The following is a 26,619-nucleotide window of genomic DNA, read 5'->3' on the forward strand; positions in this document are numbered from 1 at the left end:
ACACGATCGCTGCATGTCGGTGGTGTCTTCGGTGCTCGTCCCATACGCGTCCTACCTCCGGGTCTACGAGCCACTGGCGGCTTTCCCGGAGGCCGAACGCGCCCACTGGGCCCGTTACGCGGGCCGCCCCTCCATCCCCACGGTCCAGGACGAACTGCGCCGCTCGCTGGCGGACTTGGCGGCGACCCCGCCGGTCGGTGTGCCGGCGCACGAGAGCGCCGACGCGTTCGTCGCCGAGGTGGACGGGGTGGTGTGCGTCTGCCCGTGGCGGACCCGGCTGCGCGGCTGGCTGGCGCTGGACGGTCTGGCGGACATGTTTCCCGGGCCGGTGCTCGACGCGGTGCTGCCGCCGGTGGTGCGGGGGCAGGCCCTCGCCGATCACGAGCGGTGGTCGGAGCGCAATCCGGACGCCCGGCCCTGGATCAGGACGGCGGTGTGGCAGGTCCCGGTGCGCTGGTTCGTCCTGGTCTCGGACGAGGAGCGCGAGTACCGGGAAGCGGGCGAGGACGGTGAGCCGGCCGTGCTGCGGTACCGGACGCCGATGGTCCAGGCCCGCCGCCGACTGGCACGGGCGCTGAAGACGCTGCGCGAGACGGTGGACGAGGGGCCGCTCACCGAGAGCCTGGTGGACGTCGGCCGCTGGCTGGAGGAGTTCCATCCGCGCGCGCTGGTGGAGCTGGACTACGGCGGCCTGGTGCACGCGCTGTCCGCCGCGCATCTCGCCGAGGACCGGAGCGCCGCCGATGTGGCCGAGGGAATCTCGGCGCTGCGGGCCGGTGAGGCCGAGAGGGCGAGTGAGGCCTATGCCCGTCTCTCGGAGCGCTGGAAGGCCGTAAGGGACCGTCAGTTCGCGAACTGATGACCGACGGAGTCACTGGCGACGACTGACGATCCGTGAATCCGGGCCCTGCCGGAGTGAACCTGCGACCCGGCAGGCATCAATCCGGGCCGTGCCGGATGTGAAGCAGTGTCGTGCCGGACGTGCAGCAGCATCGCGACGGCGGACATGAATCTGCGTCCCGGCGGGCGTGAAGCAGCATCGCGGCGGACACGAATCCGCCTCCCGGCGGGCGTGAAGCAGCGTCCCGGCGACGAGAATCTGAGGTCTGCGTCACACGTGAACCTGGGTCCTGTGTGACGCGTGAGGGTGAAGAGGCGGAACACTACAGCTGTGGCATCAGGACCTACGTCCCGAACCGGGCCTTTGCCTCAAGCGTGATGGATAGCACTTACGGGGCCCTTGCGCCCTTACCCACTCCTCGTGCCAAAATAGGACAAGGAGTCCGGGGAGGGCTCCATTCGTCCAAGTGTGGGCGTAATGCTCAGCATTGCACGCTATGGGGGGTCTGATGACTCCTGATCGCTCTGTGACTGATCGTCACGGTGGTGTGACTGTCCGCTATGGCATGGTCCATCGGCTTCCGTCGCTGATGAACACCTGGGAGGGCAATTCCATCGGTTTGGCCGACGTGGCTGGACGGATGGTGTAGTTGTAGTGCCGAGGACAAGCCGTTCGTCCTATAACCGACTCGGCCCGCGTCCGCCATTTCGGGCAACGCGGGTCAAGGTGCAGAATTTAGAGGAAAGAACCGAGATGGTTCGGTTCTCCCGAGGAGGCCGCTCATGACCGCTCGCACCCCTGATGCCGAGCCGCTGCTGACCCCGGCTGAGGTTGCCACGATGTTCCGCGTGGACCCGAAGACGGTTACCCGTTGGGCCAAGGCAGGCAAGCTCACGTCCATCCGCACGCTCGGTGGACATCGCCGGTACCGCGAGGCAGAGGTCCGCGCACTGCTTGCGGGTATTCCGCAGCAGCGCAGCGAGGCCTGACACACCCCTGTCGCCGCAGCACAACTGGGCTTTTGGGTCCCCCAACTCATACAAGCCCACCCATAGCTCCATATGACGGGCGCCCGCCCCAACGGGCGCCATACCTGTGCAATGCGGGTTACGTCATGAGATCGCGCTGGACTCCGCCGGGTCCAGCGCGATCTTTTTTGTGCTCTCGCGACTGGTCGCGGTGAGCGCCTGCGGCTGTGACACACGCCCTGTTCAGGCTGCTGGAAACCGGACGCCCGGTTGGCTCCCGAGGGGTCTCGTGCGAGCTTGCTCGGGTCTGTGCGGGACTGTGTGCCCTCGTCCCGGGAAGGTCGCGCCGGGGCGGTTCGGGGGCTCCTGGGCCGACCCCCTCCGAGTGATGCAATTGCACATATTAAATTCGCCAGTTGTAGGAAGGGTGTAAAGTCACCCCTTCTCAAAACTGATTCGGTGACTCCCGTCACACAGCAGGGCCCTTGCCAACTACGAGCCTGCCACTGCATAGGGGCGCGCGGTCGCGCCATTGGTCATGCGGCGGGGGGACTTTCGTCCTCGGCCGGCCGGGCGCCCGGCCGGCCCTCGTGGACCGCTCCAGCGCCTCCCGGTGGCGACTCCCCGCCGGCCCGTGCCACCGGTGCCCGCACGTCGGCCTCCCGCGGCCCTGAGGGCGCCTCCGGCGGGCCGGCCGGAGCGGACGACTCCTCAACCGGTCCGGTGGCCGGGGAGGCGGTCACGGGCTCCATGGCGAGCCGCAGCAACCGGGCGCAGACCGCGCAGTGCCGGGTGAGGTGGCGGTAGCCGGTGGCGGCTGCCAGATGGGCGCGCAGCAGGGCGCGTATCTCGCGCCGGGGCGCGCTGCGCCGGAGCCGGGGCCGGGCCGGTTCGCGGGTGCTCGCCCCGTCCGGCCGGAAACCCTCGTCCGTGGATGCCGTCATCCGCGCCACCTCCCGGTGGATGCGCGCTGTCCCGCGCCGGAAAACAGGGACAGCCCCTGTTTTCTGAGTACTCGTCGGCGGACACCGGAGTCAATACGCGCGAAAGCCCGGATCCAGGGGATCCGGGCTTTCGTTACTGCGGTCCTGACGGGATTTGAACCCGCGGCCTCCACCTTGACAGGGTGGCGAGCACTCCAAACTGCTCCACAGGACCAGGTTTTCGCGGCTGCCTCGCGGCTGGCTGCGAAGACAGACTGTACAGGAGGTCAGAGGGTGCGGTCGACCTCACTCCTGGTGGTGGGGCCGTTACGCGCCCGCCGCCGGACGCCTACGGGGCGGCGGCGTCGATCGCCTTCACGATCCGCTTGTCGGAGACGGGGAACGCGGTGCCCAGCGCGTGCGCGAAGTAGCTGACCCGCAGCTCCTCGATCATCCAGCGGATGTCCAGGACCTCCTGCGGAACGGGCCTGCCCTGCGGCAGCTGTTCGAGCAGCCAGGCGTACTCGTCCTGCATCTCGTGGACCTTCTCCATGCGCGAGGTGTCGCGCTGGACGTTCGTCGGCATCTGCTGGAGCCTGCGGTCCTCGGCGATCAGATAGCGCATCAGGTCGGGCAGCCTGCGCAGCCCCGTCGCGGTGACGAACCCGGGCGGCACCAGGCGGGCCAGGTGCTCCCGTACGTCCGTGACGTTGTTGATCAGGACCAGGCTGTTGGTGGCCTTCAGCCGGCGCTCGCACGCCTGCCACGCCGCCAGGATCTGCTGCACCTGACCGATCGTGCGGACGGTGAGGTCCACCAGATCGGCACGCACCTTGTCGTACAGCTTCCGGAACGACGCCTCGTCCCAGGCGGGCCCGCCGTGCGCCGCGATCAGCCGGTCGGCAGCGGCCGTCGCGCAGTCGTCGAAGAGCGCCTGGATGGAGCCGTGCGGGTTACGGGACAGGGCCAGCTTCTGCTGGTTCGTGAGCTTGTCGGACGCGAACTTCGCCGGGTTCACCGGGATGTTCAGCAGGATCAGCTTCCGGGTGCCGCGCCACATCGCCTGCTGCTGCTCGGCCTCGGTGTCGAAGAGCCGTACGGCCACCGTCTCGCCCTGGTCGACGAGGGCCGGATACGCCTTGACCGGCTGACCCGCCCGCCGGGTCTCGAAGATCCGGTCCAGCGCGCCGATCGTCCAGTCCGTGAGGCCCGAACGCTCGATGGACTCGCCGGAGGGCCCGGCGGTCGCCGCCGCGGCCTTGGAAAGGGCCTGCCGGGCCTTCGGGCGCAGCTGGATCTTCAGCGCCTCGAGGTCCTTGTCCTCGGCGACCTTGCGGCGCCGCTCGTCGACGATCCGGAACGTGATCTTCAGGTGGTCCGGGATCCGGCTCAGGTCGAAGTCGTCCGCGGTGACCGGGACGCCGACCATCCGCTGGAGCTCGCGGGCCAGCGTCATCGGCAGCGGCTCCTGGAGGGGCACGGCCCGGTCCAGGAACTTGTCCGCGTAGTTCGGCGCTGGGACGTAATGCCGGCGGATCGGCTTCGGCAGGGAGCGGATCAGCTCGGTGACGACCTCCTCGCGCAGGCCCGGGATCTGCCAGTCGAAGCCCTCCGACGTGACCTGGTTGAGCACCTGGAGCGGGATGTGGACGGTCACACCGTCGGCGTCCGCACCGGGCTCGAACTGGTACGTCACCCGGAACTTGAGCTTCCCCTGCCGCCAGGAGTCCGGGTAGTCGTCCTTGGTGACGCTCCCGGCCTTCTCGTTGATGAGCATCGAGCGCTCGAAGTCCAGCGCGTCCGGCTCGTCCCGGCGCTTGTGCTTCCACCAGGAGTCGAAGTGCGCGCCCGAGACGACGTGTTCCGGGATCCGCTGGTCGTAGAAGTCGAACAGCGTCTCGTCGTCCACGAGGATGTCGCGGCGCCGGGCCCGGTGCTCCAGCTCCTCGACCTCGCCCAGGAGCTTGCGGTTGTCGTGGAAGAACTGGTGGTGCGTGCGCCAGTCGCCCTCGACCAGGGCGTTGCGGATGAAGAGGTCCCGCGAGGTCTCCTGGTCGATCCGGCCGAAATTGATCTTGCGCTGGGCCACGATCGGTACGCCGTAGAGCGTGACCCGCTCGTACGCCATCACCGCCGCCTGGTCCTTCTCCCAGTGCGGCTCGCTGTAGGTGCGCTTCAGCAGGTGCTGGGCAACTGGCTCGATCCACTCCGGCTCGACCCGGGCGTTGACCCGCGCCCACAGCCGGGACGTCTCCACCAGCTCGGCCGACATCACGAACCGCGGCTGCTTCTTGAAGAGCGCCGACCCCGGGAAGATCGCGAACTTGGCGCTGCGCGCGCCCAGGTACTCGTTCTTCTCGGTGTCCTTCAGCCCGATGTGCGACAGCAGACCGGCCAGCAGTGAGGTGTGCACCGACTGCTCGGGGGCGTCGTCGTCATTGGGCTCGATCCCCATCTGCTTGGCGACCGTGCGCAGCTGCGCGTAGATGTCCTGCCATTCGCGGATGCGCAGGAAGTTCAGGTACTCCTGCTTGCACATCCGGCGGAAGCTGGAGGAGCCGCGCTCCTTCTGCTGCTCGCGGATGTAGCGCCACAGATTCAGGAACGCCAGGAAGTCCGACGTCTCGTCCTTGAACCGGGCGTGCTGCTGGTCGGCCTGCGTCTGCTTCTCGGACGGGCGCTCACGCGGGTCCTGGATGGAGAGCGCCGAGGCGATGACCATGACCTCGCGGACACAGCCGTTGCGGTCGGCCTCGATGACCATCCGGGCCAGGCGCGGGTCCACCGGCAGCTGGGAGAGCTGCCGGCCCAGCGGGGTGAGCCGCTTCTTCGGATCCTTCTCCTCCGGATCCAGCGCGCCCAGCTCCTGGAGAAGCTGTACGCCGTCACGGATGTTGCGGTGGTCCGGCGGGTCGATGAAGGGGAACTTCTCGATGTCGCCGAGGCCCGCTGCGGTCATCTGGAGGATGACGGAGGCCAGGTTCGTCCGCAGGATCTCCGGATCGGTGAACTCCGCCCGGGTCAGGAAGTCGTCCTCGGAGTACAGCCGGATGCAGATGCCGTCCGACGTACGGCCGCAGCGGCCCTTGCGCTGGTTGGCGCTGGCCTGCGAGATCCGCTCGATGGGCAGCCGCTGGACCTTGGTGCGGTGGCTGTAGCGGGAGATACGGGCGTTGCCCGGGTCGATCACGTACTTGATGCCGGGCACGGTCAGCGAGGTCTCGGCGACATTGGTCGCCAGAACGATCCTGCGCCCCGTGTGGCGCTGGAACACGCGGTGCTGCTCGGCGTGCGACAGGCGCGCGTAGAGGGGGAGCACCTCCGTATGTCTGAGGTTGCGTTTGCCCAGCGCGTCCGCCGTGTCACGGATCTCGCGCTCGCCGGAGAGGAAGACCAGGACATCGCCGGGCCCCTCGGACTGGAGCTCGTCCACGGCGTCGCAGATCGCGGTGATCTGGTCGCGGTCGGAGTCCTCGCTCTCCTCCTCCAGGAGCGGGCGATAGCGCACCTCCACCGGATACGTACGCCCGCTGACCTCGACGATCGGCGCCTCGCCGAAGTGGCGCGCGAAGCGCTCCGGGTCGATGGTCGCCGAGGTGATGACGACCTTCAGATCCGGGCGCTTGGGCAGCAGCCGGGCCAGGTAGCCGAGCAGGAAGTCGATGTTCAGCGACCGCTCGTGGGCCTCGTCGATGATGATCGTGTCGTACGCGAGCAGTTCGCGGTCCGTCTGGATCTCGGCGAGCAGGATGCCGTCCGTCATCAGCTTGACGAAGGTCGCGTCCTGGTTGACCTGGTCGGTGAAGCGGACCTTCCAGCCGACCGCCTCGCCCAGCGGCGTCTTCAGCTCCTCGGCGATCCGCTCGGCCACCGTGCGCGCCGCGATCCGGCGCGGCTGGGTGTGCCCGATCATGCCGCGGACACCACGCCCCAGCTCCATGCAGATCTTGGGGATCTGGGTGGTCTTGCCGGAGCCCGTCTCACCGGCGACGATCACGACCTGGTGGTCACGTATCGCCTCCAGGATCTCGTCCTTCTTCTGGCTGACCGGCAGCTGTTCGGGGTACGAGAGGGCAGGCATCCGCCCGGCCCGCAGCGCGAGCCGACCGGCCGCCTTCGTGGCCTGGACGGCGATCTCGTCCAGCACGCCTTGCTGGGCCTCGGGCTTACGAATGCGGCGCGCCCCTTCGAGGCGGCGGCCGAGCCGGTGGGCGTCGCGCAGCGAGAGCTGCCCGAGCTGGGACTGGAGATCGGCAAAGGAAGTAGACATACGGGTCCCAGGATCTCACCCGGGCCCGAGGAACGGCGAACCTATTTCGCGCGGGCTCGGTCACGGAGTCGGCACGGCGGGGCCGGGACGAGCACAGCACACACCATTCCGGACAGTTGATCATTTTCGACGGGACGACGGGACGACGGGACGACGGGACGACGGGACGACGGGCCGACGGAACTGCGGACTGCCCGGACTACTGGACGTGGACCAGTCGTTCGCCGTCGAGCGGTGTGCGCAGGGCGTCGGCGAGCAGATGCCGGACGCGATGCTGCTGGTCGCGGCCGCCGAGGCGCGGGGGAGAACACACGACGAAGGCCCCGTCCATCGGACGGGGCCTTCGAATGGTGGCTGGGGCCGGGATCGAACCGGCGACCTATCGCTTTTCAGGCGATCGCTCGTACCAACTGAGCTACCCAGCCACGCAGCTCATACGGGCTGCAGCGGTCCTGACGGGATTTGAACCCGCGGCCTCCACCTTGACAGGGTGGCGAGCACTCCAAACTGCTCCACAGGACCAAGCAATGTGCGAGACGAGTCTCGCACACGTTTTAGCGTGCCCCCAACGGGATTCGAACCCGTGCTACCGCCTTGAAAGGGCGGCGTCCTGGGCCACTAGACGATGAGGGCTAAGGGCCCACCTGCGCGCTTCGCAGCGCGTCGGGGACGTGAGAAGCATATGGGATGGCGGCAGCTATCGCCAAAACGGTTTACGGGGACGCCGTGGGAGACGTCCGGAGCGGGGTCGGGAGGGCCGGTTCGGCTTCCGGCAGATGGCGGCTGACCTCGGCCGTCGTCAGGCCGAGGCCGCCCAGGGTTATCTCGTCCCAGGCCTGCAGACGGCGGGTGGAGCGGTCCAGATAGAGCACCGACGCGAGCACCTGTTCCGGCTTCTTGTTCTGCACGGCGCGCAGCCCGCCGCCGCCCGTGGAGCCCTCCACCTTCAGCCGGGTGCCGTGCTCCATGACCTCGTTCTGCCGGTGGTGCACATGACCTGCCAGGACGAGCGGGACCGCGCCGTCCGTCTCGCGGGCCGCCGCGGGTTCGTGGGTGACGGCGATGTCGACCGGGGTACCGGCCCGCTGCTGGTCGTGGAGGGCGGCCGCCAGTCGCAGGCCGGCTGTCCGTTCGATGTCCTCGGCCTGTTCGGGGCCGGTGCGGTCGGGGGTGAAGTCCGGGTCCCCGATGCCCGCCACCCGCAGCCCGCCGACGTTCACGGCCCGGCCCTTGTCGAGCACGTGCACGTTCTTGAACCGTTTGGCCTGCTCCAGATACTTCTGGGTGACCGCGGAGTCGTGGTTCCCGCGGACCCAGACGTAGGGCGCGCCCAGATCGGCGATGGGGTCGAGGAAGCTGTTCTCGACGGCGGCTCCGTGGTCCATCGTGTCGCCCGAATCGATGATGACGTCGATGTCGTACTGCTCGACCAGCGAGCCGATGATGTGCCAGGCCGCCGGGTTCAGATGGATGTCGGAGACGTGCAGGACGCGGAGTGTGGCGGGGTCCGGGGTGTAGACGGGGAGCGTCGATGTGGCGTCGTAGAGCTTGGTGACGTTGGTGACCAGCCGGGCCAGTTCCCGCTGGTAGACGTCGAAGTCGGTGACGATCGAGCGGGCGTCGCCGACGACCGAGGGGGCGCTGGAGAGCAGGCCGGAGAACCGGGGCTCCAGGACCGACTTCGGGTTCCAGGTGGCGTAGGCGCTGATGCCCGAGGCGGCCAGCAGCGTGAGCGCGAGTCCTCCGGCGGCGAGTGCGCGGCGGGGCCTGCGGTAGACCGCGAGGCCGAGTGCGGTGGCCCCCGAGACGACCGCGACGCAGGAGCGCACGGCGAGTTCCCGGGTGCCGGCGGTGACGTCGCCGGTGACCTCGTCCTCCAGGCCGGCCAGCCGTTCGGGGTGCTGGACGAGGGCCTCGGAGCGGACCGGGTCCAGCCGGTCGACATCGACGTCGAGCCGGACCGGGGCGTGGTGCGAGTCCAGTTCGAGGGCGCCGAGCGGGGACACGTTGATCTTGGTGCCGCCGGTGAGAGAGGGGCGCAGCGTCATCGTGGTGTCCATCGGGCCGACGGTCGTACGGATACTGCCGACGGCCAGCAGTCCGAGCCAGGCGCCGAACAGCACCACGACGACCAGACCGAGCGCTCGGACGAACGGCCGGGGCGATGCGGCGAGCGTGGGGCCCGAGGGCCGGGCCCGGCGGCCGGCGCGCGGCCGGTGCCGGGTGTCGAGGCGGAGGCGGTGCCGGACGCGGGCTGCTGCGGCACGGAACGGGTCGCGGGCCATTGGGCGACTGTGCCCCGGTCCGGGGAGAGGTATGCGCCCGGGGCGCTTCGGGGCGCATCCCTCGGTGGTACGTGACAATGACGGGGTGCTGGAGATGACGCGGGAAGAGTTCGAGGAACTGGTCGGCGAGGCCCTGGACCGGATCCCGCCGGAGCTGACCCGGCTGATGGACAACGTCGCGGTGTTCGTCGAGGACGAGCCGGAGGCCGGTGAGCCGGATCTGCTCGGACTCTACGAGGGGACGCCCCTGACCGAACGCGGTGAGTGGTACGCGGGGGTGCTGCCGGACCGGATCACCATCTACCGCGGGCCGACGCTGCGGATGTGCGAGTCGCGCGAGGACGTCGTCGCCGAGACGGAGATCACGGTCGTCCATGAGATCGCCCACCACTTCGGCATCGACGACGAGAGGCTGCACGCGCTCGGTTACGGGTGAGGCGGACGGAGGGACGGACGTACGGGCGATGCGGTGGACGTACGGACGTACGGGCGATGCGGTGGACGTACGGACGTACGGACGTACGGACGTACGGACGTACGGACGTACGGGCGGTGCGGTGGGCGTACGGGTGCGGGTGGACGGCGCGGACGCGCGTTGCGTGGGCGGGGTGCGTCAGGACGCTGTTCAGGACGCGTCGGGTGCGAGGTGTGAATGAGGTGTGCGGGCCTGTCCCGGGGGCGTGTCCCCGGCGGGGCGGAGGGAGTTGGGCACAGCGCTCCCGGCTCGTTTCCTACCTGTCCCGTCCTTCTTCGCGCCCCCCGGAGGTGCCCCCGTGCGCCAGTTGTCCGTGCCTGTCCGCTGGGCGGCCGTCACCGTTGTGACGATCGCCGCGTCCACAGGCTGTATGAGTGTCGGCGACGGCGACGGGAAACCGGCGCCCTCGCGGTCGGCCTCGCCGAAGGCGTCGGTGGCCGGGCCGGACGGCTCAACGGTGGCCGGTACCGGCCGCGCCCGTACCGGCGGCGCCGAGGCGCACTCCGAGCGGGAGGCCGCGGAGTCCAGCGGCCCGAGCGCCTCCGCGCGCCCGTCGGACAGCCCCGGTACGGAGCCCGCCGAGCCGGGCCGGCTCCGGGGCGGCCGGTTGCCGGCCCCCGCACCCGCTCCGTCGCAGCCCGGGGTGCCGGACCAGCCGGACCCCCCGGCCCCGTCCGATCCGCAGACCCCCGAGCCGCCGGAACCGACGGAGCCCGGTCCGGAGCCCTCGGACCCGCCGGAGGTGCCTTCGGCGTCACCCGCCGCGCAGTTCCGCCATGACGCGATGGGTGCGCCGGGCGAGGTGGAATCGATGCGCACGCCGGAGGCATCGCCGCAGGTGGGACCGGCCTGACGGGCCGGTCGGCCGGGGCCGGTTTGCGCAATGGGGGTGACAGTGCGTATGGTAGTAGATCGTTTGATCCATTGCCCGGCGCCGACACAGAAGAGCGCCGTGTGGCGCGTACTCTCCCTTGCCGTGGCTGGACCGCATTGAGGCGGTCGAAATTGCGAATCACGGAGTTACGGGCGCGTGCCGAGACTCCGGAAGGTTTCGCATTTCGCATGTCAATTTCCAGTTCTGACCACACCGTGCTGCCCGAGAACATCGAGAACGACGAGCTCGTCGTGGCCGCAGAGGCCGTAGTCGCCGAGTCCGCCGTCTCCATCGAGGCCGGCGCCCCCGAGGCCGAGCAGGCCGACACCGACGCCGCCCCCGAGGCGGACGCCGAGCCGACCGTCACCTTCGCCGACCTGGGCCTGCCGGACGGCATCGTCCGCAAGCTCGCGCAGAACGGTGTGACCGCGCCCTTCCCGATCCAGGCAGCGACCATCCCGGACGCCCTGGCCGGAAAGGACATCCTGGGCCGCGGCCGTACGGGCTCCGGCAAGACCCTCTCCTTCGGTCTGCCGACCCTGGCCTCGCTGGCCGGTGGGCACACCGAGAAGAAGAAGCCCCGCGCGATCATCCTCACCCCGACCCGTGAGCTCGCGATGCAGGTCGCGGACGCGCTGCAGCCCTACGGCGACGTGCTCGGCCTGAAGATGAAGGTCGTCTGCGGCGGTACGTCGATGGGCAACCAGATCTACGCGCTGGAGCGCGGTGTCGACGTCCTCGTCGCCACCCCGGGCCGGCTGCGCGACATCATCAACCGGGGCGCCTGCTCCCTGGAGAACGTCCAGGTCGCCGTCCTCGACGAGGCCGACCAGATGTCCGACCTGGGCTTCCTGCCCGAGGTCACCGAGCTGCTCGACCAGATCCCCGGTGGCGGCCAGCGCATGCTCTTCTCCGCCACCATGGAGAACGAGATCGGCACCCTGGTCAAGCGCTACCTGAGCAACCCGGTCACCCACGAGGTCGACTCCGCCCAGGGCAACGTCTCCACGATGTCGCACCACGTCCTCGTCGTGAAGCCGAAGGACAAGGCGCCGGTCACCTCCGCGATCGCCGCCCGCAAGGGCCGCACGATCATCTTCGTCCGCACCCAGCTGGGCGCCGACCGCATCGCCGAGCAGCTCGTCGAGGCGGGTGTCAAGGCGGACGCACTGCACGGCGGCATGACCCAGGGCGCCCGTACCCGCGTTCTCGAGGACTTCAAGAAGGGCTACGTCAACGCGCTGGTCGCGACCGACGTCGCCGCCCGCGGTATCCACGTCGACGGCATCGACCTGGTCCTGAACGTGGACCCGGCCGGTGACCACAAGGACTACCTGCACCGCTCGGGCCGTACCGCCCGTGCCGGCAAGTCCGGTGTCGTCGTCTCCCTGGCGCTGCCGCACCAGCGCCGTCAGATCTTCCGCCTGATGGAGGACGCGGGCGTGGACGCCTCGCGCCACATCGTGCAGGGCGCGGGCGTCTTCGAGCCGGAGGTCGCCGAGATCACCGGTGCCCGCTCGCTCACCGAGGTCCAGGCCGACTCCGCGAACAACGCCGCCAAGCAGGCCGAGCGCGAGGCCGCCGACCTGACGAAGCAGCTGGAGCGCATCCAGCGCCGCGCCGTGGAGCTGCGCGAGGAGGCCGACCGCCTGGTCGCCCGTGCCGCCCGCGAGCGGGGCGACGACCCCGAGGCAGCGGTGGCCGAGGTCGCCGCCGAGGCGGAGGCCGCACTCGTGGCCGCCGCCGCCGTGCCGGAGCAGCCGGCCGCGCGTGACGACCGTCGCGACGACCGGGGCAACTACGAGCGCCGGGACAACCGTGGCGGCGACCGCGGCGGTTACCGGGGCGGCAACGACCGTGTCGGCGAGCGCAGTGGCCGTCCCACCGGTGGCAACGGCTACCGCGGCAGCAGCGACCGCCCGTCGTTCCGCGGCAGCAACGACCGTCGTGACGACCGCGGCGGCGACCGTGGCGGCCGTTCCTTCGAGCGTCGTGACAACGACCGTCCGTCGTTCAACCGCGACCGTCGTGACGACCGCCCGTCCGGTGGCTTCCGCTCCGGCGGCAGCGACCGCCCGTTCAACCGTGACCGTCGTGACGACCGCCCGTCGGGTGGCTTCCGCTCCGGCGGCAGCGACCGCCCGACCGGCCGCCGCGACGACCACCGCTCCACGGGCACCGGCACCAGCACCGGTTCCTTCGGCCGCCGCGACGACAAGCCGCGCTGGAAGCGCAACGGCTGATCGTCGTCCGGTCGCCTGACCGCTGAACAGGGCCCGCACACCACCTCGGTGGTGTGCGGGCCCTGTTTTTTTGGGGCCGACGGCCTGTGCATGTCGCGCCCCCGGGTAGGGAATCGCTGGGGGCATGACAATCAACCCCGGTGAGGCCCCATCCGAACCATCCGACCCACCTGAGCTCTCCGAATCCTCCGAGCCCTCCGAATCCTCCGAACGATCCGAGCCGTTCCGACCAACCGAGCCGCTCCACCCAACCGACGCGCCCGCACCGCCGGTTGCGCCGCCGTCCCCGGGCGGCGCCCCCGGTTCTGATGAGGCGCGGCTGGCCGAACTCGGCTACACCCAGGTGCTGGCCCGCCGGATGTCGGCGTTCTCCAACTACGCGGTCTCGTTCACGATCATCTCCGTGCTCTCCGGCTGCCTGACGCTGTATCTGTTCGGCATGAACACCGGCGGCCCGGTCCTGATCACCTGGGGCTGGGTCGGCGTCGGCCTGATGACGCTCTTCGTCGGCCTCGCGATGGCCGAGATCTGTTCGGCGTACCCGACGTCCGCGGGACTGTACTTCTGGGCCCACCGGCTGGCCCCACCGCGATCGGCGGCGGCGTGGGCGTGGTTCACCGGCTGGTTCAACGTGCTGGGGCAGGTCGCGGTGACCGCCGGCATCGACTTCGGGGCGGCGTCCTTCCTGGGCGCCTACCTGAACCTCCAGTTCGACTTCCGGGTCACGCCCGGCCGCACGATCCTGCTCTTCGCCGCGATCCTGTTCCTGCACGGCCTGTTGAACACCTTCGGGGTCCGGATCGTCGCGATCCTCAACAGCGTCAGCGTGTGGTGGCACGTGCTCGGCGTCGCGGTCATCGTCGGCGCGCTCACCTTCGTGCCGGACTCCCACCAGTCGGCCTCCTTCGTCTTCACGGAGTTCGTGAACAACACCGGCTGGGGCAGCGGGTTCTACGTGGTGATGATCGGGCTGCTGATGGCCCAGTACACGTTCACCGGATACGACGCCTCCGCCCATATGACGGAGGAGACGCACGACGCGGCGACGGCCGGTCCGCGCGGCATCGTCCAGTCGATCTGGACCTCTTGGATCGCCGGATTCGTCCTCCTCCTCGGCTTCACCTTCGCCATCCAGTCGTACGACGGAGCCCTGGCGTCCCCGACCGGCGCCCCGCCCGCCCAGATCCTCCTGGACGCCCTGGGCGCCACCACCGGCAAGCTGCTGCTCCTGGTGGTGATCGGCGCCCAACTCTTCTGCGGCATGGCGTCAGTGACCGCCAACAGCCGGATGATCTACGCCTTCTCCCGCGACGGAGCCCTCCCGTTCTCACGGGTCTGGCACACGGTCAGCCCCCGCACCCGCACCCCCGTGGCGGCGGTCTGGCTGGCCGCCGCCGGCGCGCTCGTACTGGGACTCCCGTACCTGATCAACGACACCGCGTACGCGGCGGTGACCTCCATCGCGGTGATCGGCCTCTACATCGCCTACGTCATCCCCACCCTGCTCCGCCTCCTGCGCGGCGACGACTTCAGGCGTGGCCCCTGGCACCTGGGCCGCTGGTCCCGTCCCATCGGGATCGTCGCGGTGGTCTGGGTGGCGGTCATCACGGTGCTCTTCATGCTGCCCCAGGTCTCACCCGTCACCTGGGAGACCTTCAACTACGCCCCGATCGCCGTCCTGGTGGTCCTCGGCTTCGCCGCCACCTGGTGGCTGGCCTCGGCCCGTCACTGGTTCCTCAATCCGGATCACAAGCGCACGATCGCCCGCAATACACCTCACTGAACGAGACCACCGCGACCCTGACGGGGCCCGGCAACCGATACCCGATCGGCGGCCGGGTCGCGGCGGGCTATGCTCGGGGGTGATTCGCCGGGGGCCGTTAGCTCAATTGGTCAGAGCAGCGGACTTTTAATCCGTTGGTTGTGGGTTCGAGTCCCACACGGCCTACCTCCGGCGGGGCGGGGTCTGCCACTCCGGCCTGCTCCTTCAGTGCCTCGATCGGCTTCGGCCGGTCGAGGCACTTCGTCTTTCCCGGTCGTCTTTCCCGGTCGTCTCGTCTTTCCCGGCGGGTCAGACGACGGACACCGGTGCGGGCCGCGTCGCCAGGTGGCGCGTGAAGAAGGGGACGAGCTCGGTGGTGACCTGGGGGACGTAGCGGTCGTAGAGGTCGATGTGGCTGGCCCCCTCGACCCAGTGCAGCCGCTTGGGCTCGTTCGCCTTACTGATCGCGTCCTCGGACATCCAGGCGGTGGCAGCTTCGTCGCCGGCGACCATCAGCAGTGGGCGCGGTGCGAGCAGGCCAACGAGGTGGAAGGCGTCGAAGTTCACGATCTTGTCGATGCTGGGAAGGGTGAACTCGTCCGCCTGCCGGGGGTGCCGACCGCGCTCGGTGGAGTAGTACTCCCACCCTTCGTAGGCGTAGCGGCCGCCGGCGCGCGCTTCCTCCTCCGAGGTGCGCAGGGGCATCATCCGAAGTGGCTCGCCGGCCGCTTCGGCGGTGCGTGCCGCGGCTGCGGCGTCGAGCAGTGTCCGGATGACCGCGGGGTCCTGGGCGCCGTCGGGGCCGAGCCGGAAGTTCAGGCCGAGGTCGACGGCGCTGACGGTCGCGACGGCGCGGATACGGTGATCGGCGACCGCGGCCGGGATGACGTAGCCACCGGACGCGCAGATTCCCAGGGCGCCGATCCGCTCGGAGTCGATGTCCGGGCGGGTGGTGAGGTAGGAGACGGCGGCCTTGAAGTCCTCCACGCGCTGGGCGGGATCCTCGACGCCGCGGGGGGTGCCGCCGCTCTCGCCCTGGTGGGCGGCGTCGAAGGCGAGCGCGGCGAAGCCCGCGTCGGCGAGCTGTCGGGCGTAGGCGCCGGCGGTCTGCTCCTTGACGCCGCTGCCGGGGTGGCCGACGACCACAGCGGCCATCGGGCCACCGGTGGCGGTGCCGGGGGTGTACAGGTGGCCGGCGAGTGTGGTGCCGGCGCTGGTGAAGGTCACATCGGTTCGCATGACTCCAGGCTGCACGCGCTCGCCCCGCGGCGGGAGAGACAGCTTTCTGCCTGGGATGACGCGTGCCGGGGAACGATTCTTCCCCCCCTTGACGGCGCCGTTTCCAGGCATAGTGAAAGGCATGTCCGATTCGCGTTCGTCCCGGTCCGAGTTCGGCGCGTTCCTGAAGGCGCGCAGGGCCGAGCTGTCACCCGGGCAGGTGGGTCTCGCCCATGACGGAACCCTCCGGCGCGTCCCGGGGCTGCGCCGTGACGAAGTCGCCCGCCTGGCCACGATGAGCACCGACTACTACACCCGTATCGAGCAGGGGCGCGTACGGGCGTCCGCGACCGTCCTCGCCTCTCTCGTACGGGCGCTGAGGCTCGACGAGGCACAACAGGCCTACCTTTACGAGCTGGCCGGCAAGACCCCCGCCCCGCGACGCCGTCCGGTCCAGCGGGTGCGGCCTTCGGTGCGGTGGATGCTCGACGGCCTCGGCCACCTGCCGGCCCTGGTCCTGGGCCGGTACAACGACATCCTTGCCTGGAACGCTGCCGCCGCGGCCCTCTACCAGGACTTCGGCAAGCTGGCGCCGCGCGAACGCAACTACACCAGGCTGCTGTTCCTCGACCCCGGTATGCGCCGCCTGTACATCGATTGGGAGGACGCGGCCCGGCTCAGCGCGGCGGTGCTGCGGATGGAGACGGCCGGCAACCCCGATGACCCGCGCCTGGCGGCATTGGTCGGTGAGCTGTCGGTACGCAGTCCCGAATTCCGCGAGTGGTGGAACGAACGGACCGTCTCCGACACCGCGTCCGGCTCCAAACGCTACCGCCACCCCCTCGTGGGCGCTCTCACCCTCGACTGCGACACCTGGACCAGCCCCGGCGATCCCGACGTCATGCTCATGGTCCTGACCGCCGAACCCGGCAGCCCCGAGGACCACGCGCTGCGCATACTCAGCTCCTGGCAGACCGACCCCGCACCGACGAACACGAGGGACACCCCCCACGACTGATCCCGGCCCGCACAGCAACGGCACAGCCGAAGGCGGCGCAGGCGGTCAGCTCATCGACCGGACTCCGCGGGAGCCGGCCGCCATCGAACCGTCCCGCGCTCCGGAGAAGCCCCGGCCGCCGTTCACCGAGGCGCCGGCCCGTGCCGGTGGGGCGTGGTGTCGGGTTCGGCCGCCTGAAGATCGGCCAGCAGCTCGGCCTGGCCCGTCAACACGCCGGACAGGATGGTTCGTGCCACTCGCAGCAGCTCCGCCACCTGCGGGTTGGTCAGGGAGTAGTAGACGGCGGAGCCCTCGCGACGGGGGACGACGAGGTTGGCCCGGCGTAGGACGGCCAGCTGCTGGGAGAGGTGGGCCGCCTCGATGCCGATCTCGGACAGCATTTCGGAGACCGCGTGCTCGCGCCGGCTGAGGAGTTCCAGGACGCGAATGCGCACCGGGTGGCCGAGGGTTTTGAAGAACTCGGCTTTCAGCTGGTACAACGGCGCGCTCACTGACCGGACCCCGCGGCATGCCGGGCCGCCGGACGGCTGGGCGGTCGGACGGCCGCTGTCGTGTGAGTGCTGTGCATCGCAGCCACCTCAGAACTCTTCACCATGGGGGACATCATCGCGTCTGGACCTGAGCCGCACGGAGCCGAAGCCATCGGTCCCGCGGTCGATGGCGCTCCTGCCCAACCCGTCGTCCTCGGTCCCGCCTTCGGGGCCGAGGACGCGGGCGTCACTCATGGCACACGCCGGAGCATCGGGGCCACGGCGGCAGCTCAATGCTCTCACTGGTCACCGGCTGCTGCTCCGGCCTCCCGTCCGGGGATCTTCACCAGGGGGAGGGTGACCCAGATGCTCTTTCCCCTGCCGTCAGCGTCGCCCCGGATGACGGCGGTGCCGCCCAGACCGAGGGTGAGTTCCATGACGGTGCACAACCCGCCTCCGCGCGCCTCGGTGACAGCCGGGTAGAGCGGGGGCTTGTAGGGGTGCCGGTCGTGCACGGCGAACGCGAACGTGTCCGGACCACCCGCGTAGACCACGGTCACGGTCGGGGACAGCGCGGCGGCGTGCCGGACGCTGTTGGTGACCAGCTCGGACAGGATCAGCAGCGCCGGATCGACCGCTGGGTGGCGTCTGCTGACGCCCCACTCGGCCAGGACCTGTTCGGTGGTCTCACGCGCGATCCGCACCGAGTGGCCCATCGCGGGCAGAGTCAGTACGTGCCGCAGGGGGAGAAGGTCGAGTCGGCCGTTCACCGGGCGGCCCCGGCACGGGCCGGACGAATCCCGCGGGAGGTGTCCATCAGAGAGCCTCTTCGGTGACGGGTGCGGTGGGCAGGAGCCCGGCCCTGTGCAGGTGGGTGCGGGCCCCGGCGATCGCTTCGGGTGTGGTGGCGTACTCGCGGCCGTCCACGCGCAGCAGCTCCAGGGCGCCCACCGATTGGAGGGCGCGCCGTTGGCCGGGGCGTATCCCGGAAGTCAGTACGGCGATGCCGCGCCGGTTCAGCTTTTCCACGGCGTCCTTGAGGACCAGGGCCCCGGTGGCGTCCATCGTGGTGATCCGCGACATCCGGAGGATCACCACGCGGACGTCGGCCACGTCGGCGAGCTCCAGGAGGAAGCGGTGGGCTCCGGCGAAGAAGACCGGCCCGTCGATGCGGTAGGCGACGATGTGCTGGGACAGCAGCGCGTGTTCCTCCTCGCTGTGTTCGCCCGGCAGATCGGCCTTGAAATCGACCTGGTCCATCCGGGCCTGGTTGGCGACGTCCCTCAGCGCCAGAGCGCCGGCGACGGCCAGGCCGATGATGACGGCGTGGACGAGGTCGAGGGCGAGTGTGGCGACCGCGGTCAGTACCAGCACGATCGCGTCCGAGCGGGTCGCCCGGACCATCGCTCGCAGCGCGCCGACCTCGACCATGCGGATCGCGGTGGCCAGCAGCACTCCGGCGAGCGCGGCCAGCGGGATCCTGGAGACGAGCGGGGCGGCGGCGAACACGATGACCGCGAGGACGGCTGCGTGGGTCAGGGCGGCGAGGCGGGAGCTCGCCCCGCTGCGGACGTTGACGGCGGTACGGGCGATGGCCGCGGTGGCGGGCACGCCGCCGAACAGCGGGGCGGCCAGGTTCGCGACGCCCTGTCCGAAGAGCTCCTTGTCCGGGTCGTGCTTCTGGCCCACGGTCATGCCGTCCGCGACCGTGGCAGACAGCAGCGACTCCAGCGCCGCGAGGGCGGCGACCGCTACGGCGGGGGCGAAGAGCGAGCCCAGTGCGGACAGATCGAGGAAGGCCAGCGAGGGCGCGGGCAGCCCGGTCGGCAGGGCGCCGATCGGTGCCGCAGCGTCCAGGTGGAAGAGCTGGGCAGCCAGTGTCGCGGCGACCACCCCGACGATCGAGAAGGGGATGGCGGGCCGCCACCGGGCACCGATCAGCATCACGGCCGCCACGGCGACGGCCAGGGCGGCCGCGGTCGGGTTCGGTGCGCGCACGAACTCCTCGATGGCCCGCCAGGCCACCACCAGCACCTTGTCGCCCTCGGGTGTGGCGACCCCGAGAGCGCCGGGGATCTGCTGCAGACCGATCACGCACGCGATGCCCAGAGTGAAGCCCTCCACGACCGGCGCCGGGATGTACCGCATGTACCGGCCGGCCTTCAGCAGGGCCAGCGTGATCAGCAGTACGCCGGCCATGAGCCCGACGGTGAGTACCCCGCCCGGCCCGTACTCGGCGACGATCGGTACCAGCACCACCGTCATCGCACCGGTCGGCCCGGATACCTGGAGGTTGGAACCGCCGAACACGGCGGCCAGCGCCCCGGCGACGACGGCGGTGGCCAGCCCGGCCTCGGCGCCCAGGCCGGAGGAGACCCCGAAGCCGAGCGCGAGCGGCAAGGCCACGATCGCCACGGTGAGGCCGGCGAGCAGGTCACGGCGCGGATTGCGGGCCATGGCGGCGAAGCCCGCACGGGCGGGCAGCACAGACCGCACTCGGTTCCACGATCGGGCGAGTGAGCGGCTCACCGCACCGAACCCTCGGCGTCCCGCAGCTCCGCAAGCAGTTCGTTCTGCCCGGTCAGCATCTCCGTCAGGATCCGCCGCGCCGCCCGCATCAACTCCGCCACGTCCCCGCCCGCGAGCTCGTACACCACCGTCGAGCCTTCACGCGCGGACGAGACGATGCCCGACCGGCGCAGCACCGCCAGCTGCTGTGAGAGCGCCGAGGGCTCCACCTCGATCGAGGCGAGCAGGTCACGGACCGGCATCCGGCCGCCCTGCAGCAGCTCCAGAACCCTTATCCGCACCGGGTGCCCGAGCATCCGGAAGAACTCGGCCTTGGCTTGGTACAGCGGAACCGGCACGGTCACAGATCCCCTTCGTCACCCCGACGCCCGGGGCTTCGCTTCGTGCTGCGCCCCACGGCTGCCCATCTGCACAACGAGCACAGCATGTAGTGAATTGCGTAATTTCGCAATTCACGGATTCGCTGAATCGGTCGGCTGTGCGGGTCGGGGTGGGGGTGGGGTTGAAGTGGGTGCGACGGCGGCGCGCGGGGCGCGTCGCCGCCCGGGGGTCCGTGCGCCAGCGTGCTTGGCGCCTCGATGGCGCCACCTGGCGCCATCCTGTGGCCGCGTGGCGCCAAGGCGTTGACGCTACTCGTAATCGGTCGCTGAGCTGCGGTGATGACTGAATCTTTGGTCCCTGTGCCCTGCCCTGCGCCACGCAATGTGCCATTTACGCTTGCGCATGGCGCCATAGTGGTGCCATTCTTGAGCCATGGACCTCACGCCGTACGTCGAAACACTTCACAGGGAACTGGCGGTAGCCGCCGAGGCCGGGGGTGACGAAGCCCGCGCGCTTGCCGAGCGGCTGACCGCGCCCCTGGAGTCGGCCACCCGGCTGACCCTGCTCAATGTGCTGTCCGCGGCCATGGACGAGATCACCCGTGAACTCGCCCCCGGCTCGGTCGACGTACGGCTGCGTGGTCTCGACCCCGACTTCGTGGTGGCGCTGCCCCAGCGTGAGGACCGGGCCCAGCCGCTGGACGCCCCGGTGTCCGCGCCGGCCGCGGTCCCCGCCGACGCCGACGAAGGTGGCACCGCCCGGGTCAATCTGCGTCTGCCCGCCCATCTCAAGACCCGCGCCGAGGAGGCGGCGGCCGGTGAGGGGCTGTCGGTCAACGCGTGGCTCGTGCGCGTGGTGTCGGCCGCGGTCGAGGCCGGGGGCCCCGCCGCACCCCGTAACCCCGGGAAGGCCCGGACCGTCGGGCAGAGCTTCACGGGCTGGGTGCGCTGACCAGCCCTCCGGAACGGCTTCATCCGCACCACGCCCCGCAGGCCGGGGCGCCGCCAACATTCAAGAGGACCCAAGAGGACGGGACAGCCATGCCTTCTTTCGATACTCCCCAGCCGATCTCGGTCAACGCCCATGTCGACGCGGGCTCCCTCCGGCTCGCCGCGTCCGACCGCGCCGACGCCGTGGTGGAGGTGGTCCCCCGCGATCCGAAGAAGGACCAGGACGTGCGCACCGCCGAGCAGACCGTGGTCACGTTCTCGGGCGGCGAGCTGCACATCAGGACGCCCAGGCAGCGTTACCTCTTCGGCCGCACGGGCACCGTCGACATCACCGTGGAACTGCCCGCGGGTTCCCAGGTGGAGGCGACCGGCGGGTGGGCCGAGGTGCGCAGCGAGGGGCGTCTCGGTGAGGTGCGCGTGAAGACCTCGGCGGGCGACGTCCGCCTGGACGTGACCGGTCCGCTGCGCCTGACGGCATCCCACGGCTCCATCGCGGTGGACCGTGTGGAGGGCCCCGCCGAGATCACCACCAGCTCCGGCAGCATGCGCGTCGGTACGGTGACGGGCCTCGCCGTGCTGAAGAACTCGCACGGCACCACCAGCGTCGGGGATGTCACCGGCGACCTCAGGGTCAGTGGCGCCAACGGTGACATCGTCATCGACCGTGCCCGCGCCTCCGTGTCCGCCACGACGGCTAACGGGACTCTGCGGGTCGGCGAAGTCATCAGCGGAGCGGTGCAGTTGGAGACCTCCTACGGAGCCATCGAGGTGGGAGTCCGCGAGGGCACCGCCGCCTGGCTCGATGTCAGCTCCGATGCCGGGACGGTGCACAACTCGCTCACGGCGTCCGGCGGCCCGGAGGAGTCCGAGGCCACCGTCGAGGTTCGTGCCCGTACCCGTTACGGGAACATCGACGTCCACCACTCCCGCGTCCGCGACCACGCCTGAGGGCCGGCTCCCGCTCGGGAGCCGGCGCCCGGCCCCCGAGGGTCCGCGCTCGTCCGTGGCCCCTGCTTCTCCATCTCGTTCCACCTCATCCCATTCCAGCCTTCGATCGGGAGGGCTCCATGCCTTCATCTGTCATGTCCATGTCGGAAAATGGCGGCGGTCAGCAGTCCGTCGCCACCACCGCCACCGCCGCGGTCTCCGCCGTCGGGCTCCGTAAGTCCTACGGCGACAAGGTCGTACTCGACGGAATCGACCTGCGTATTCCGGCAGGCACCGTCTTCGCGCTCCTCGGCCCGAACGGCGCCGGGAAGACCACCGTCGTCAAGATCCTCTCCACGCTCGTCCCGGCCGGCGCGGGCTCCGGCGAGGTCCGGGTCGGTGGCCACGACCTGGCCACCGATCCGCAGGCGGCGCGGGCCGCGATCGGTGTCACGGGGCAGTTCTCCGCCGTCGACGGACTGATCACCGGCGAGGAGAACATGCTCCTCATGGCGGACCTGCACCACCTGTCCCGCAGTGAGGGCCGCCGTGTCGTCGCCGAACTCCTTGAGCAATTCGATCTGGTGGCCGCCGCGAAGAAGCCTGCCTCGACCTACTCGGGTGGCATGAAACGCCGCCTCGACATCGCCATGACCCTGGTCGGGAACCCGCGGATCATCTTTCTCGACGAACCGACCACCGGCCTCGACCCGCGCTCCCGCCACACCATGTGGCAGATCATCCGCGAGCTGGTCTCCGGTGGCGTCACGGTCTTCCTCACCACCCAGTACCTGGACGAGGCCGATGAACTGGCCGACCGCATCGCGGTCCTGAGCAACGGACGGATCGCCGCCGAGGGCACCGCCACCGAACTCAAGCGGCTCATCCCGGGCGGCCACGTCAGGCTCCGCTTCACCGCCCCGGCCGTCTACCGCGACGCCGCCCGCGCCCTGGGCGAGGCCGCACGGGACGACGCCGCCCTGGTGCTGCGGGTTCCCGGTGACGGTGGCCAGCGCGAACTGCGCTCCCTGCTCGACCGGCTGGACTCCGCCGGAGTCGAGGCGGACGAACTCACCGTGCACACCCCGGACCTGGACGACGTGTTCTTCGCCCTGACCGGCCCCACCCCGGCCCCCGCCCGGGCCGACTCCACACCCGACCCCGCCCGGACCGATTCCACACTCACACCCACACCCACCCCCGTCCGGACCGACCAGTCCCAGGAGACAGCCCGATGAGTGCCTTCTCGCTCGCCGTACGCGACTCGTCCACCATGCTGCGCCGCAACCTCCTGCACGCCCGGCGCTACCCCTCCCTCACCCTCAACCTGCTGCTCACCCCGGTCATGCTGCTCCTGCTCTTCGTCTACATCTTCGGTGACGTGATGAGCGCGGGAATCGGCGGCGGTGGAGCGGGCCGCTCCGACTACATCGCCTACATCGTCCCGGGCATCCTGCTGATGACCGTCGGCGGCACCGTCGTCGGGACGGCCGTGTCCGTCTCCAACGACATGACCGAGGGCATCATCGCCCGCTTCCGCACCCTGGCCATCCACCGTGGTTCGGTGCTCGTGGGACACGTCCTCGGCAGCGTGCTCCAGTCGGTGATGAGCGTGCTCCTGGTGGGCGCCGTCGGTGTCGCCATCGGCTTCCGGTCCACGGACGCCACCGTCGTCGAGTGGCTGGCGGCGTTCGGGCTGCTCGTCCTCTTCGCCACCGCGCTCACCTGGATCGCCGTCGGCATGGGCCTCATCAGCCCCAACGCCGAAGCCGCCAGCAACAACGCCCTGCCGATGATCCTTCTGCCACTGCTGTCCAGCGCCTTCGTCCCGCTCGACTCCATGCCCGGCTGGTTCCGGCCGATCGCCGAGTACCAGCCGTTCACCCCGGCCATCGAGACCCTGCGGGGACTCCTCCTCGGCAGCGGGATCGGTAACAACGGATGGCTCGCGGTCGCCTGGTGCCTGGGCCTCGCCGTACTCGGATACTTCTGGTCCACCTCGAAGTTCAACAGCGACCCGGCGTAACAGCCGTCACAGCGCGGGCCGCGCCCGGGCCCGGCCCACTGGGCTAGGTTTTATGCGCAACACGGGCTGAAGGGGGCCGAATTGACACGGGTTGCGATCGTCGGCGGCGGGATCGGCGGTCTGGCCGCCGCGTTGTTCCTGGCTCGGCGGGGACACGGCGTCACGGTGCTGGAGCGGGACGGCCGACGGCCGGGGCGCGATCTCGACGAGGAGTTCTTCGGCCGGAGCCGCCCCCGGGTGCCGCAGGCGAACCAGCCGCACGGGCTGCTGGCTCCGGTCCGTACCGTGCTGCGGGCGGAGACCCCGGACGTGTACGAGGCGATCCTGCGCATGGGGGCCGTAGAACGCCACGAGTTCGAGTGGTTCGCCGAGCCCCCGCCCGCCCGGCCGGGCGACGAGGACCTGGTCACACTGCAGACCCGCCGCATCGTCCTCGAAGTCGCTCTGCACGACGCGGCGCGCCGCGAACCTGGCATCGACATCCGGCTCGGGGACACCGCCGAAGGGCTCCTCGTCGACCGGCACGGTGCCGTTCCGCAGGTCACCGGGGTGCGGTCCGCGTCCGGGCGGCACGACGCGGATCTGGTCGTCGACGCCGGTGGGCGACGCTCCCCGGTGGCGGCCTGGCTGTCCGGGGCGGGCTGGCTGTCCGGGGCGGGCTGCCGGGCCCCGGTCGTGGAGAACCACCGCATCGGGATCTCGTACGTCTGCCGCTGGTACCGGCTGCGCCCGGACGGGCCGCGGAACCCCGGCCGGGTCAAGGCCGGCTCGGTGGCGGCCTTCGCGGTGGGCGGGGTGTTCCCGTCGGACAACGGCATCTTCGCCGTGTCCCTGATCGTCTCCTCCGCCGACCCCACCCGGGGAGCGCTGCGGGATCCCGAGGTCTTCGAACGGGTCGCCCGGACGTTCCCCGCGGTGGCCGCCTGGCTGGCCCTGCGGCCCGAACCGGTCTCCGGCGTCCTCGCGATGGGCGGCCTCGACAACCGCTGGACCGGCCTCGCTGACGAAGCCGGGCCCGTGGTCACCGGGCTGGTCGGCATCGGGGACGCGGTCGCACACACCAATCCCACGATGGGACAAGGGGTCGCCCTGACTCTCCAGGCCGCGCAGTGGGTGGCCCGGCGGGCCGGCACCGCCGAGGACGACCCGGAATCGTTCGCCACCGACTACCACCGCTGGACCGAGCGCACGCTGCGCCCCTGGTTCGACATCCAGGTCGCCATGGACCGAGCCAACGAGGCCAGACTCAGGAACCCCGCACGGCCTGCGCCGTCGCGGCCGCCCAGTGCGGCGGACATCGAGCAGGCCGCCCTGTCCGCCTGCTCCTGGGACGACCCGGTCGTCATGCGGGCGCGGGCCAGGATCCGTCATCTCCAGCTGCCCGCCGACCAGGCGTACGGCACCGATGAGGTCCGTGCCCGGCTCGCGCGCTGGCTGGCGGACCACCCCGGTTTCACACCCGGATACGAGGGTCCCGCGCGGGACGAGTGGGAGTCGGCTGTGCGGGGTCCGGGGCGGGCGGTCTGAAACGGCTCCGCGTCGTCAGAAGAGGGGCGGGCGGTCTGAAACGGCTCCGCGTCATCAGAAGAAGGTGCGGTCCGGAGAGGACCCCGCGGCCGTCAGACGAGAAGCTTCGTCTTCGCCCGCTGGTACTCGTCGTCCGTGAGCGCGCCCTTGTCCTTGAGGTCGGCGAGCCGTGTCAGGTCCTCGACGTGGGTGCTCCGCGTCGAGCCGCCCGCCGAATCGGTGCCCGCCGCGTCCCTCACGTACGCCTTGAAGGCCGCGTCCCGGTCCTTGGCGTCCTTCGCGTCGCGCGCCCCCATGGACCTGCCGCGGGCGAGCACATAGATCAGGACACCCAGATACGGCAGCACCAAGGTCAGGATCAGCCAGCCGGCCTTGGCCCCTCCGCCCAGGTCGTGGCTGCGGAAGATGTCCATGATGACGCGGAACAGCAGGAACATCCACATCACCCAGAGGAAGAACCAGAGCATGGTCCAGAACAGGTTGAGCAACGGGTAGTCGTCCATCGTCCACTCCGGGGCGCCGCGTCGAATGGGTGGATACAAAATAATTCATACCACCGCATTTCGCCCCTCGCCCGGTGGGCTCCGCGGGTGCTGCCGGCGGAGCCCACCGGGCGAGGGGCGGGCCGGGGTTACGCCGGGGACTCGTCCGCGGTCATCTCGTCGCGTCCGGGGGATGTGCCAGATACCTTGCGGCAGAACACGCGTCCCCTGTAACACCATCTCGGTTTCCACACTTTGAGCCGGTGGGTGAGTAAGTCGCTCTGCCGCCGGGACCGTTGATGGCGGGGGGCGGATGGCCGGCGCGCGGGGCGGGCGCGTGGAGTGGTCATGGGTGCTTCGAACATGCCGTAGAGTTGTGTTTACCGACGCGGGGTGGAGCAGCTCGGTAGCTCGCTGGGCTCATAACCCAGAGGTCGCAGGTTCAAATCCTGTCCCCGCTACTGAAGAATCAGGCCTGGTACGCATACAGCGTGCCGGGCCTGATTCGTT

The 26,619-nt window shown here is 70.2% G+C and carries 21 protein-coding genes and 6 tRNA genes; 14 read left to right on the plus strand and 13 right to left on the minus strand.

The window, feature by feature from the left end:
- The first annotated feature begins 13 nt into the window (after positions 1-13).
- Both ACFVJX_RS16580 and bldC read left to right on the plus strand, forming a co-directional pair.
- A complete protein-coding gene (locus ACFVJX_RS16580) occupies positions 14-859 on the plus strand; it encodes a hypothetical protein (protein WP_384127930.1) in 846 nt (281 codons plus the stop codon).
- A gap of 764 nt (positions 860-1,623) precedes the next feature.
- On the plus strand, positions 1,624-1,830 hold the full coding sequence (bldC, locus tag ACFVJX_RS16585) for a developmental transcriptional regulator BldC (protein ID WP_003949541.1): 207 nt from the start codon (positions 1,624-1,626) through the stop codon (positions 1,828-1,830).
- Positions 1,831-2,345: 515 nt separating this feature from the next.
- Here bldC and ACFVJX_RS16590 read toward each other — a convergent pair.
- The 7 genes from ACFVJX_RS16590 to ACFVJX_RS16620 all read right to left on the minus strand — a co-directional run bounded on the left by ACFVJX_RS16590 (position 2,346) and on the right by ACFVJX_RS16620 (position 9,287).
- The gene (locus ACFVJX_RS16590; RefSeq protein WP_384127931.1) at positions 2,346-2,753 is read right to left on the minus strand and encodes a DUF6274 family protein; all 408 of its coding nucleotides are present in this window, start codon (positions 2,751-2,753) and stop codon (positions 2,346-2,348) included.
- A gap of 139 nt (positions 2,754-2,892) precedes the next feature.
- Positions 2,893-2,967: transfer RNA gene (locus tag ACFVJX_RS16595), tRNA-Asp, on the minus strand.
- A gap of 114 nt (positions 2,968-3,081) precedes the next feature.
- Positions 3,082-7,002 carry an ATP-dependent RNA helicase HrpA gene (gene hrpA / locus ACFVJX_RS16600; RefSeq protein ID WP_384127933.1) on the minus strand — a complete coding sequence of 1,307 codons (3,921 nt, stop codon included), beginning with the start codon at positions 7,000-7,002 and terminating at the stop codon, positions 3,082-3,084.
- Positions 7,003-7,350: 348 nt separating this feature from the next.
- Positions 7,351-7,427: transfer RNA gene (locus ACFVJX_RS16605), tRNA-Phe, on the minus strand.
- Positions 7,428-7,449: 22 nt separating this feature from the next.
- Positions 7,450-7,524: transfer RNA gene (locus tag ACFVJX_RS16610), tRNA-Asp, on the minus strand.
- Between the two features lie 38 nt (positions 7,525-7,562).
- Positions 7,563-7,635: transfer RNA gene (locus ACFVJX_RS16615), tRNA-Glu, on the minus strand.
- Positions 7,636-7,715: 80 nt separating this feature from the next.
- Positions 7,716-9,287, minus strand: coding sequence for a metallophosphoesterase (locus tag ACFVJX_RS16620; RefSeq protein WP_384127937.1), 1,572 nt, complete (start codon positions 9,285-9,287; stop codon positions 7,716-7,718).
- 85 nt (positions 9,288-9,372) lie between these two features.
- Here ACFVJX_RS16620 and ACFVJX_RS16625 point away from each other — a divergent pair, with 85 nt between their 5' ends.
- From ACFVJX_RS16625 to ACFVJX_RS16645, 5 genes are all read left to right on the plus strand, one after another.
- On the plus strand, positions 9,373-9,723 hold the full coding sequence (locus ACFVJX_RS16625) for a metallopeptidase family protein (RefSeq protein ID WP_384127939.1): 351 nt from the start codon (positions 9,373-9,375) through the stop codon (positions 9,721-9,723).
- A 337-nt stretch (positions 9,724-10,060) separates the two neighbouring features.
- Entirely contained in the window at positions 10,061-10,615 is a 555-nt protein-coding gene (locus ACFVJX_RS16630) for a hypothetical protein (RefSeq protein ID WP_384127941.1), read from the plus strand.
- Between the two features lie 209 nt (positions 10,616-10,824).
- Entirely contained in the window at positions 10,825-12,879 is a 2,055-nt protein-coding gene (locus ACFVJX_RS16635) for a DEAD/DEAH box helicase (protein ID WP_384127943.1), read from the plus strand.
- A 124-nt stretch (positions 12,880-13,003) separates the two neighbouring features.
- Positions 13,004-14,662 carry an amino acid permease gene (locus tag ACFVJX_RS16640; RefSeq protein WP_384127945.1) on the plus strand — a complete coding sequence of 553 codons (1,659 nt, stop codon included), beginning with the start codon at positions 13,004-13,006 and terminating at the stop codon, positions 14,660-14,662.
- Between the two features lie 91 nt (positions 14,663-14,753).
- Positions 14,754-14,827: transfer RNA gene (locus ACFVJX_RS16645), tRNA-Lys, on the plus strand.
- 123 nt (positions 14,828-14,950) lie between these two features.
- On the opposite strand, the gene ACFVJX_RS16650 is transcribed toward ACFVJX_RS16645, so the two are convergent.
- Positions 14,951-15,880: an alpha/beta hydrolase gene (locus ACFVJX_RS16650; RefSeq protein WP_384127946.1), complete on the minus strand. Its 930-nt coding sequence runs from the start codon at positions 15,878-15,880 to the stop codon at positions 14,951-14,953.
- Positions 15,881-16,001: 121 nt separating this feature from the next.
- On the opposite strand from ACFVJX_RS16650, the gene ACFVJX_RS16655 reads away from it, so the two are divergent.
- Entirely contained in the window at positions 16,002-16,877 is an 876-nt protein-coding gene (locus ACFVJX_RS16655; RefSeq protein ID WP_384127948.1) for a helix-turn-helix domain-containing protein, read from the plus strand.
- Positions 16,878-16,999: 122 nt separating this feature from the next.
- Here ACFVJX_RS16655 and ACFVJX_RS16660 read toward each other — a convergent pair whose 3' ends face one another.
- The 4 genes from ACFVJX_RS16660 to ACFVJX_RS16675 all read right to left on the minus strand — a co-directional run bounded on the left by ACFVJX_RS16660 (position 17,000) and on the right by ACFVJX_RS16675 (position 20,214).
- The gene (locus tag ACFVJX_RS16660; RefSeq protein ID WP_384127950.1) at positions 17,000-17,368 is read right to left on the minus strand and encodes an ArsR/SmtB family transcription factor; all 369 of its coding nucleotides are present in this window, start codon (positions 17,366-17,368) and stop codon (positions 17,000-17,002) included.
- Positions 17,369-17,646: 278 nt separating this feature from the next.
- Positions 17,647-18,063, minus strand: coding sequence for an ATP-binding protein (locus ACFVJX_RS16665; RefSeq protein ID WP_384127967.1), 417 nt, complete (start codon positions 18,061-18,063; stop codon positions 17,647-17,649).
- Between the two features lie 100 nt (positions 18,064-18,163).
- Positions 18,164-19,804 (minus strand): SulP family inorganic anion transporter, encoded by a 1,641-nt coding sequence (locus ACFVJX_RS16670; RefSeq protein ID WP_384127968.1) that lies wholly within the window; start codon positions 19,802-19,804, stop codon positions 18,164-18,166.
- 68 nt (positions 19,805-19,872) lie between these two features.
- The gene (locus tag ACFVJX_RS16675; protein WP_384127951.1) at positions 19,873-20,214 is read right to left on the minus strand and encodes an ArsR/SmtB family transcription factor; all 342 of its coding nucleotides are present in this window, start codon (positions 20,212-20,214) and stop codon (positions 19,873-19,875) included.
- A gap of 415 nt (positions 20,215-20,629) precedes the next feature.
- On the opposite strand from ACFVJX_RS16675, the gene ACFVJX_RS16680 reads away from it, so the two are divergent.
- From ACFVJX_RS16680 to ACFVJX_RS16700, 5 genes are all read left to right on the plus strand, one after another.
- Positions 20,630-21,148, plus strand: coding sequence for a hypothetical protein (locus ACFVJX_RS16680; RefSeq protein ID WP_384127953.1), 519 nt, complete (start codon positions 20,630-20,632; stop codon positions 21,146-21,148).
- A gap of 89 nt (positions 21,149-21,237) precedes the next feature.
- Positions 21,238-22,095 (plus strand): DUF4097 domain-containing protein, encoded by an 858-nt coding sequence (locus tag ACFVJX_RS16685; RefSeq protein WP_384127954.1) that lies wholly within the window; start codon positions 21,238-21,240, stop codon positions 22,093-22,095.
- 140 nt (positions 22,096-22,235) lie between these two features.
- Positions 22,236-23,312, plus strand: a complete 1,077-nt coding sequence (locus tag ACFVJX_RS16690) for an ATP-binding cassette domain-containing protein (protein ID WP_384127969.1) — start codon at positions 22,236-22,238, stop codon at positions 23,310-23,312.
- Positions 23,309-24,100: an ABC transporter permease gene (locus tag ACFVJX_RS16695; RefSeq protein ID WP_384127955.1), complete on the plus strand. Its 792-nt coding sequence runs from the start codon at positions 23,309-23,311 to the stop codon at positions 24,098-24,100. The genes ACFVJX_RS16690 and ACFVJX_RS16695 overlap by 4 nt, the downstream gene beginning before the upstream one ends.
- 81 nt (positions 24,101-24,181) lie before the next feature.
- Positions 24,182-25,627, plus strand: coding sequence for an NAD(P)/FAD-dependent oxidoreductase (locus tag ACFVJX_RS16700; protein ID WP_384127957.1), 1,446 nt, complete (start codon positions 24,182-24,184; stop codon positions 25,625-25,627).
- A gap of 92 nt (positions 25,628-25,719) precedes the next feature.
- On the opposite strand, the gene ACFVJX_RS16705 is transcribed toward ACFVJX_RS16700, so the two are convergent.
- Positions 25,720-26,130, minus strand: a complete 411-nt coding sequence (locus ACFVJX_RS16705) for an SHOCT domain-containing protein (RefSeq protein WP_384127959.1) — start codon at positions 26,128-26,130, stop codon at positions 25,720-25,722.
- 366 nt (positions 26,131-26,496) lie between these two features.
- Here ACFVJX_RS16705 and ACFVJX_RS16710 point away from each other — a divergent pair.
- A tRNA-Met gene (locus ACFVJX_RS16710) sits at positions 26,497-26,570 on the plus strand.
- Positions 26,571-26,619: the final 49 nt, after the last annotated feature.

It is taken from the genome of Streptomyces sp. NPDC127177 (assembly GCF_042672475.1).
Classification (GTDB): Bacteria; Actinomycetota; Actinomycetes; order Streptomycetales; family Streptomycetaceae; genus Streptomyces.

Coding starts and splice junctions, on each gene's coding strand:
- ACFVJX_RS16580 (WP_384127930.1), top strand. CDS start 14: ATGTCGGTGGTGTCTTCGGTGCTCGTCCCATACGCGTCCTACCTCCGG.
- ACFVJX_RS16635 (WP_384127943.1), top strand. CDS start 10,825: ATGTCAATTTCCAGTTCTGACCACACCGTGCTGCCCGAGAACATCGAG.
- bldC (WP_003949541.1), top strand. CDS start 1,624: ATGACCGCTCGCACCCCTGATGCCGAGCCGCTGCTGACCCCGGCTGAG.
- ACFVJX_RS16590 (WP_384127931.1), bottom strand. CDS start 2,753: ATGACGGCATCCACGGACGAGGGTTTCCGGCCGGACGGGGCGAGCACC.
- ACFVJX_RS16640 (WP_384127945.1), top strand. CDS start 13,004: ATGACAATCAACCCCGGTGAGGCCCCATCCGAACCATCCGACCCACCT.
- ACFVJX_RS16695 (WP_384127955.1), top strand. CDS start 23,309: ATGAGTGCCTTCTCGCTCGCCGTACGCGACTCGTCCACCATGCTGCGC.
- ACFVJX_RS16620 (WP_384127937.1), bottom strand. CDS start 9,287: ATGGCCCGCGACCCGTTCCGTGCCGCAGCAGCCCGCGTCCGGCACCGC.
- ACFVJX_RS16665 (WP_384127967.1), bottom strand. CDS start 18,063: ATGGGCCACTCGGTGCGGATCGCGCGTGAGACCACCGAACAGGTCCTG.
- ACFVJX_RS16670 (WP_384127968.1), bottom strand. CDS start 19,804: ATGGCCCGCAATCCGCGCCGTGACCTGCTCGCCGGCCTCACCGTGGCG.
- ACFVJX_RS16690 (WP_384127969.1), top strand. CDS start 22,236: ATGTCGGAAAATGGCGGCGGTCAGCAGTCCGTCGCCACCACCGCCACC.
- ACFVJX_RS16705 (WP_384127959.1), bottom strand. CDS start 26,130: ATGGACGACTACCCGTTGCTCAACCTGTTCTGGACCATGCTCTGGTTC.
- ACFVJX_RS16650 (WP_384127946.1), bottom strand. CDS start 15,880: ATGCGAACCGATGTGACCTTCACCAGCGCCGGCACCACACTCGCCGGC.
- ACFVJX_RS16680 (WP_384127953.1), top strand. CDS start 20,630: ATGGACCTCACGCCGTACGTCGAAACACTTCACAGGGAACTGGCGGTA.
- hrpA (WP_384127933.1), bottom strand. CDS start 7,002: ATGTCTACTTCCTTTGCCGATCTCCAGTCCCAGCTCGGGCAGCTCTCG.
- ACFVJX_RS16685 (WP_384127954.1), top strand. CDS start 21,238: ATGCCTTCTTTCGATACTCCCCAGCCGATCTCGGTCAACGCCCATGTC.
- ACFVJX_RS16655 (WP_384127948.1), top strand. CDS start 16,002: ATGTCCGATTCGCGTTCGTCCCGGTCCGAGTTCGGCGCGTTCCTGAAG.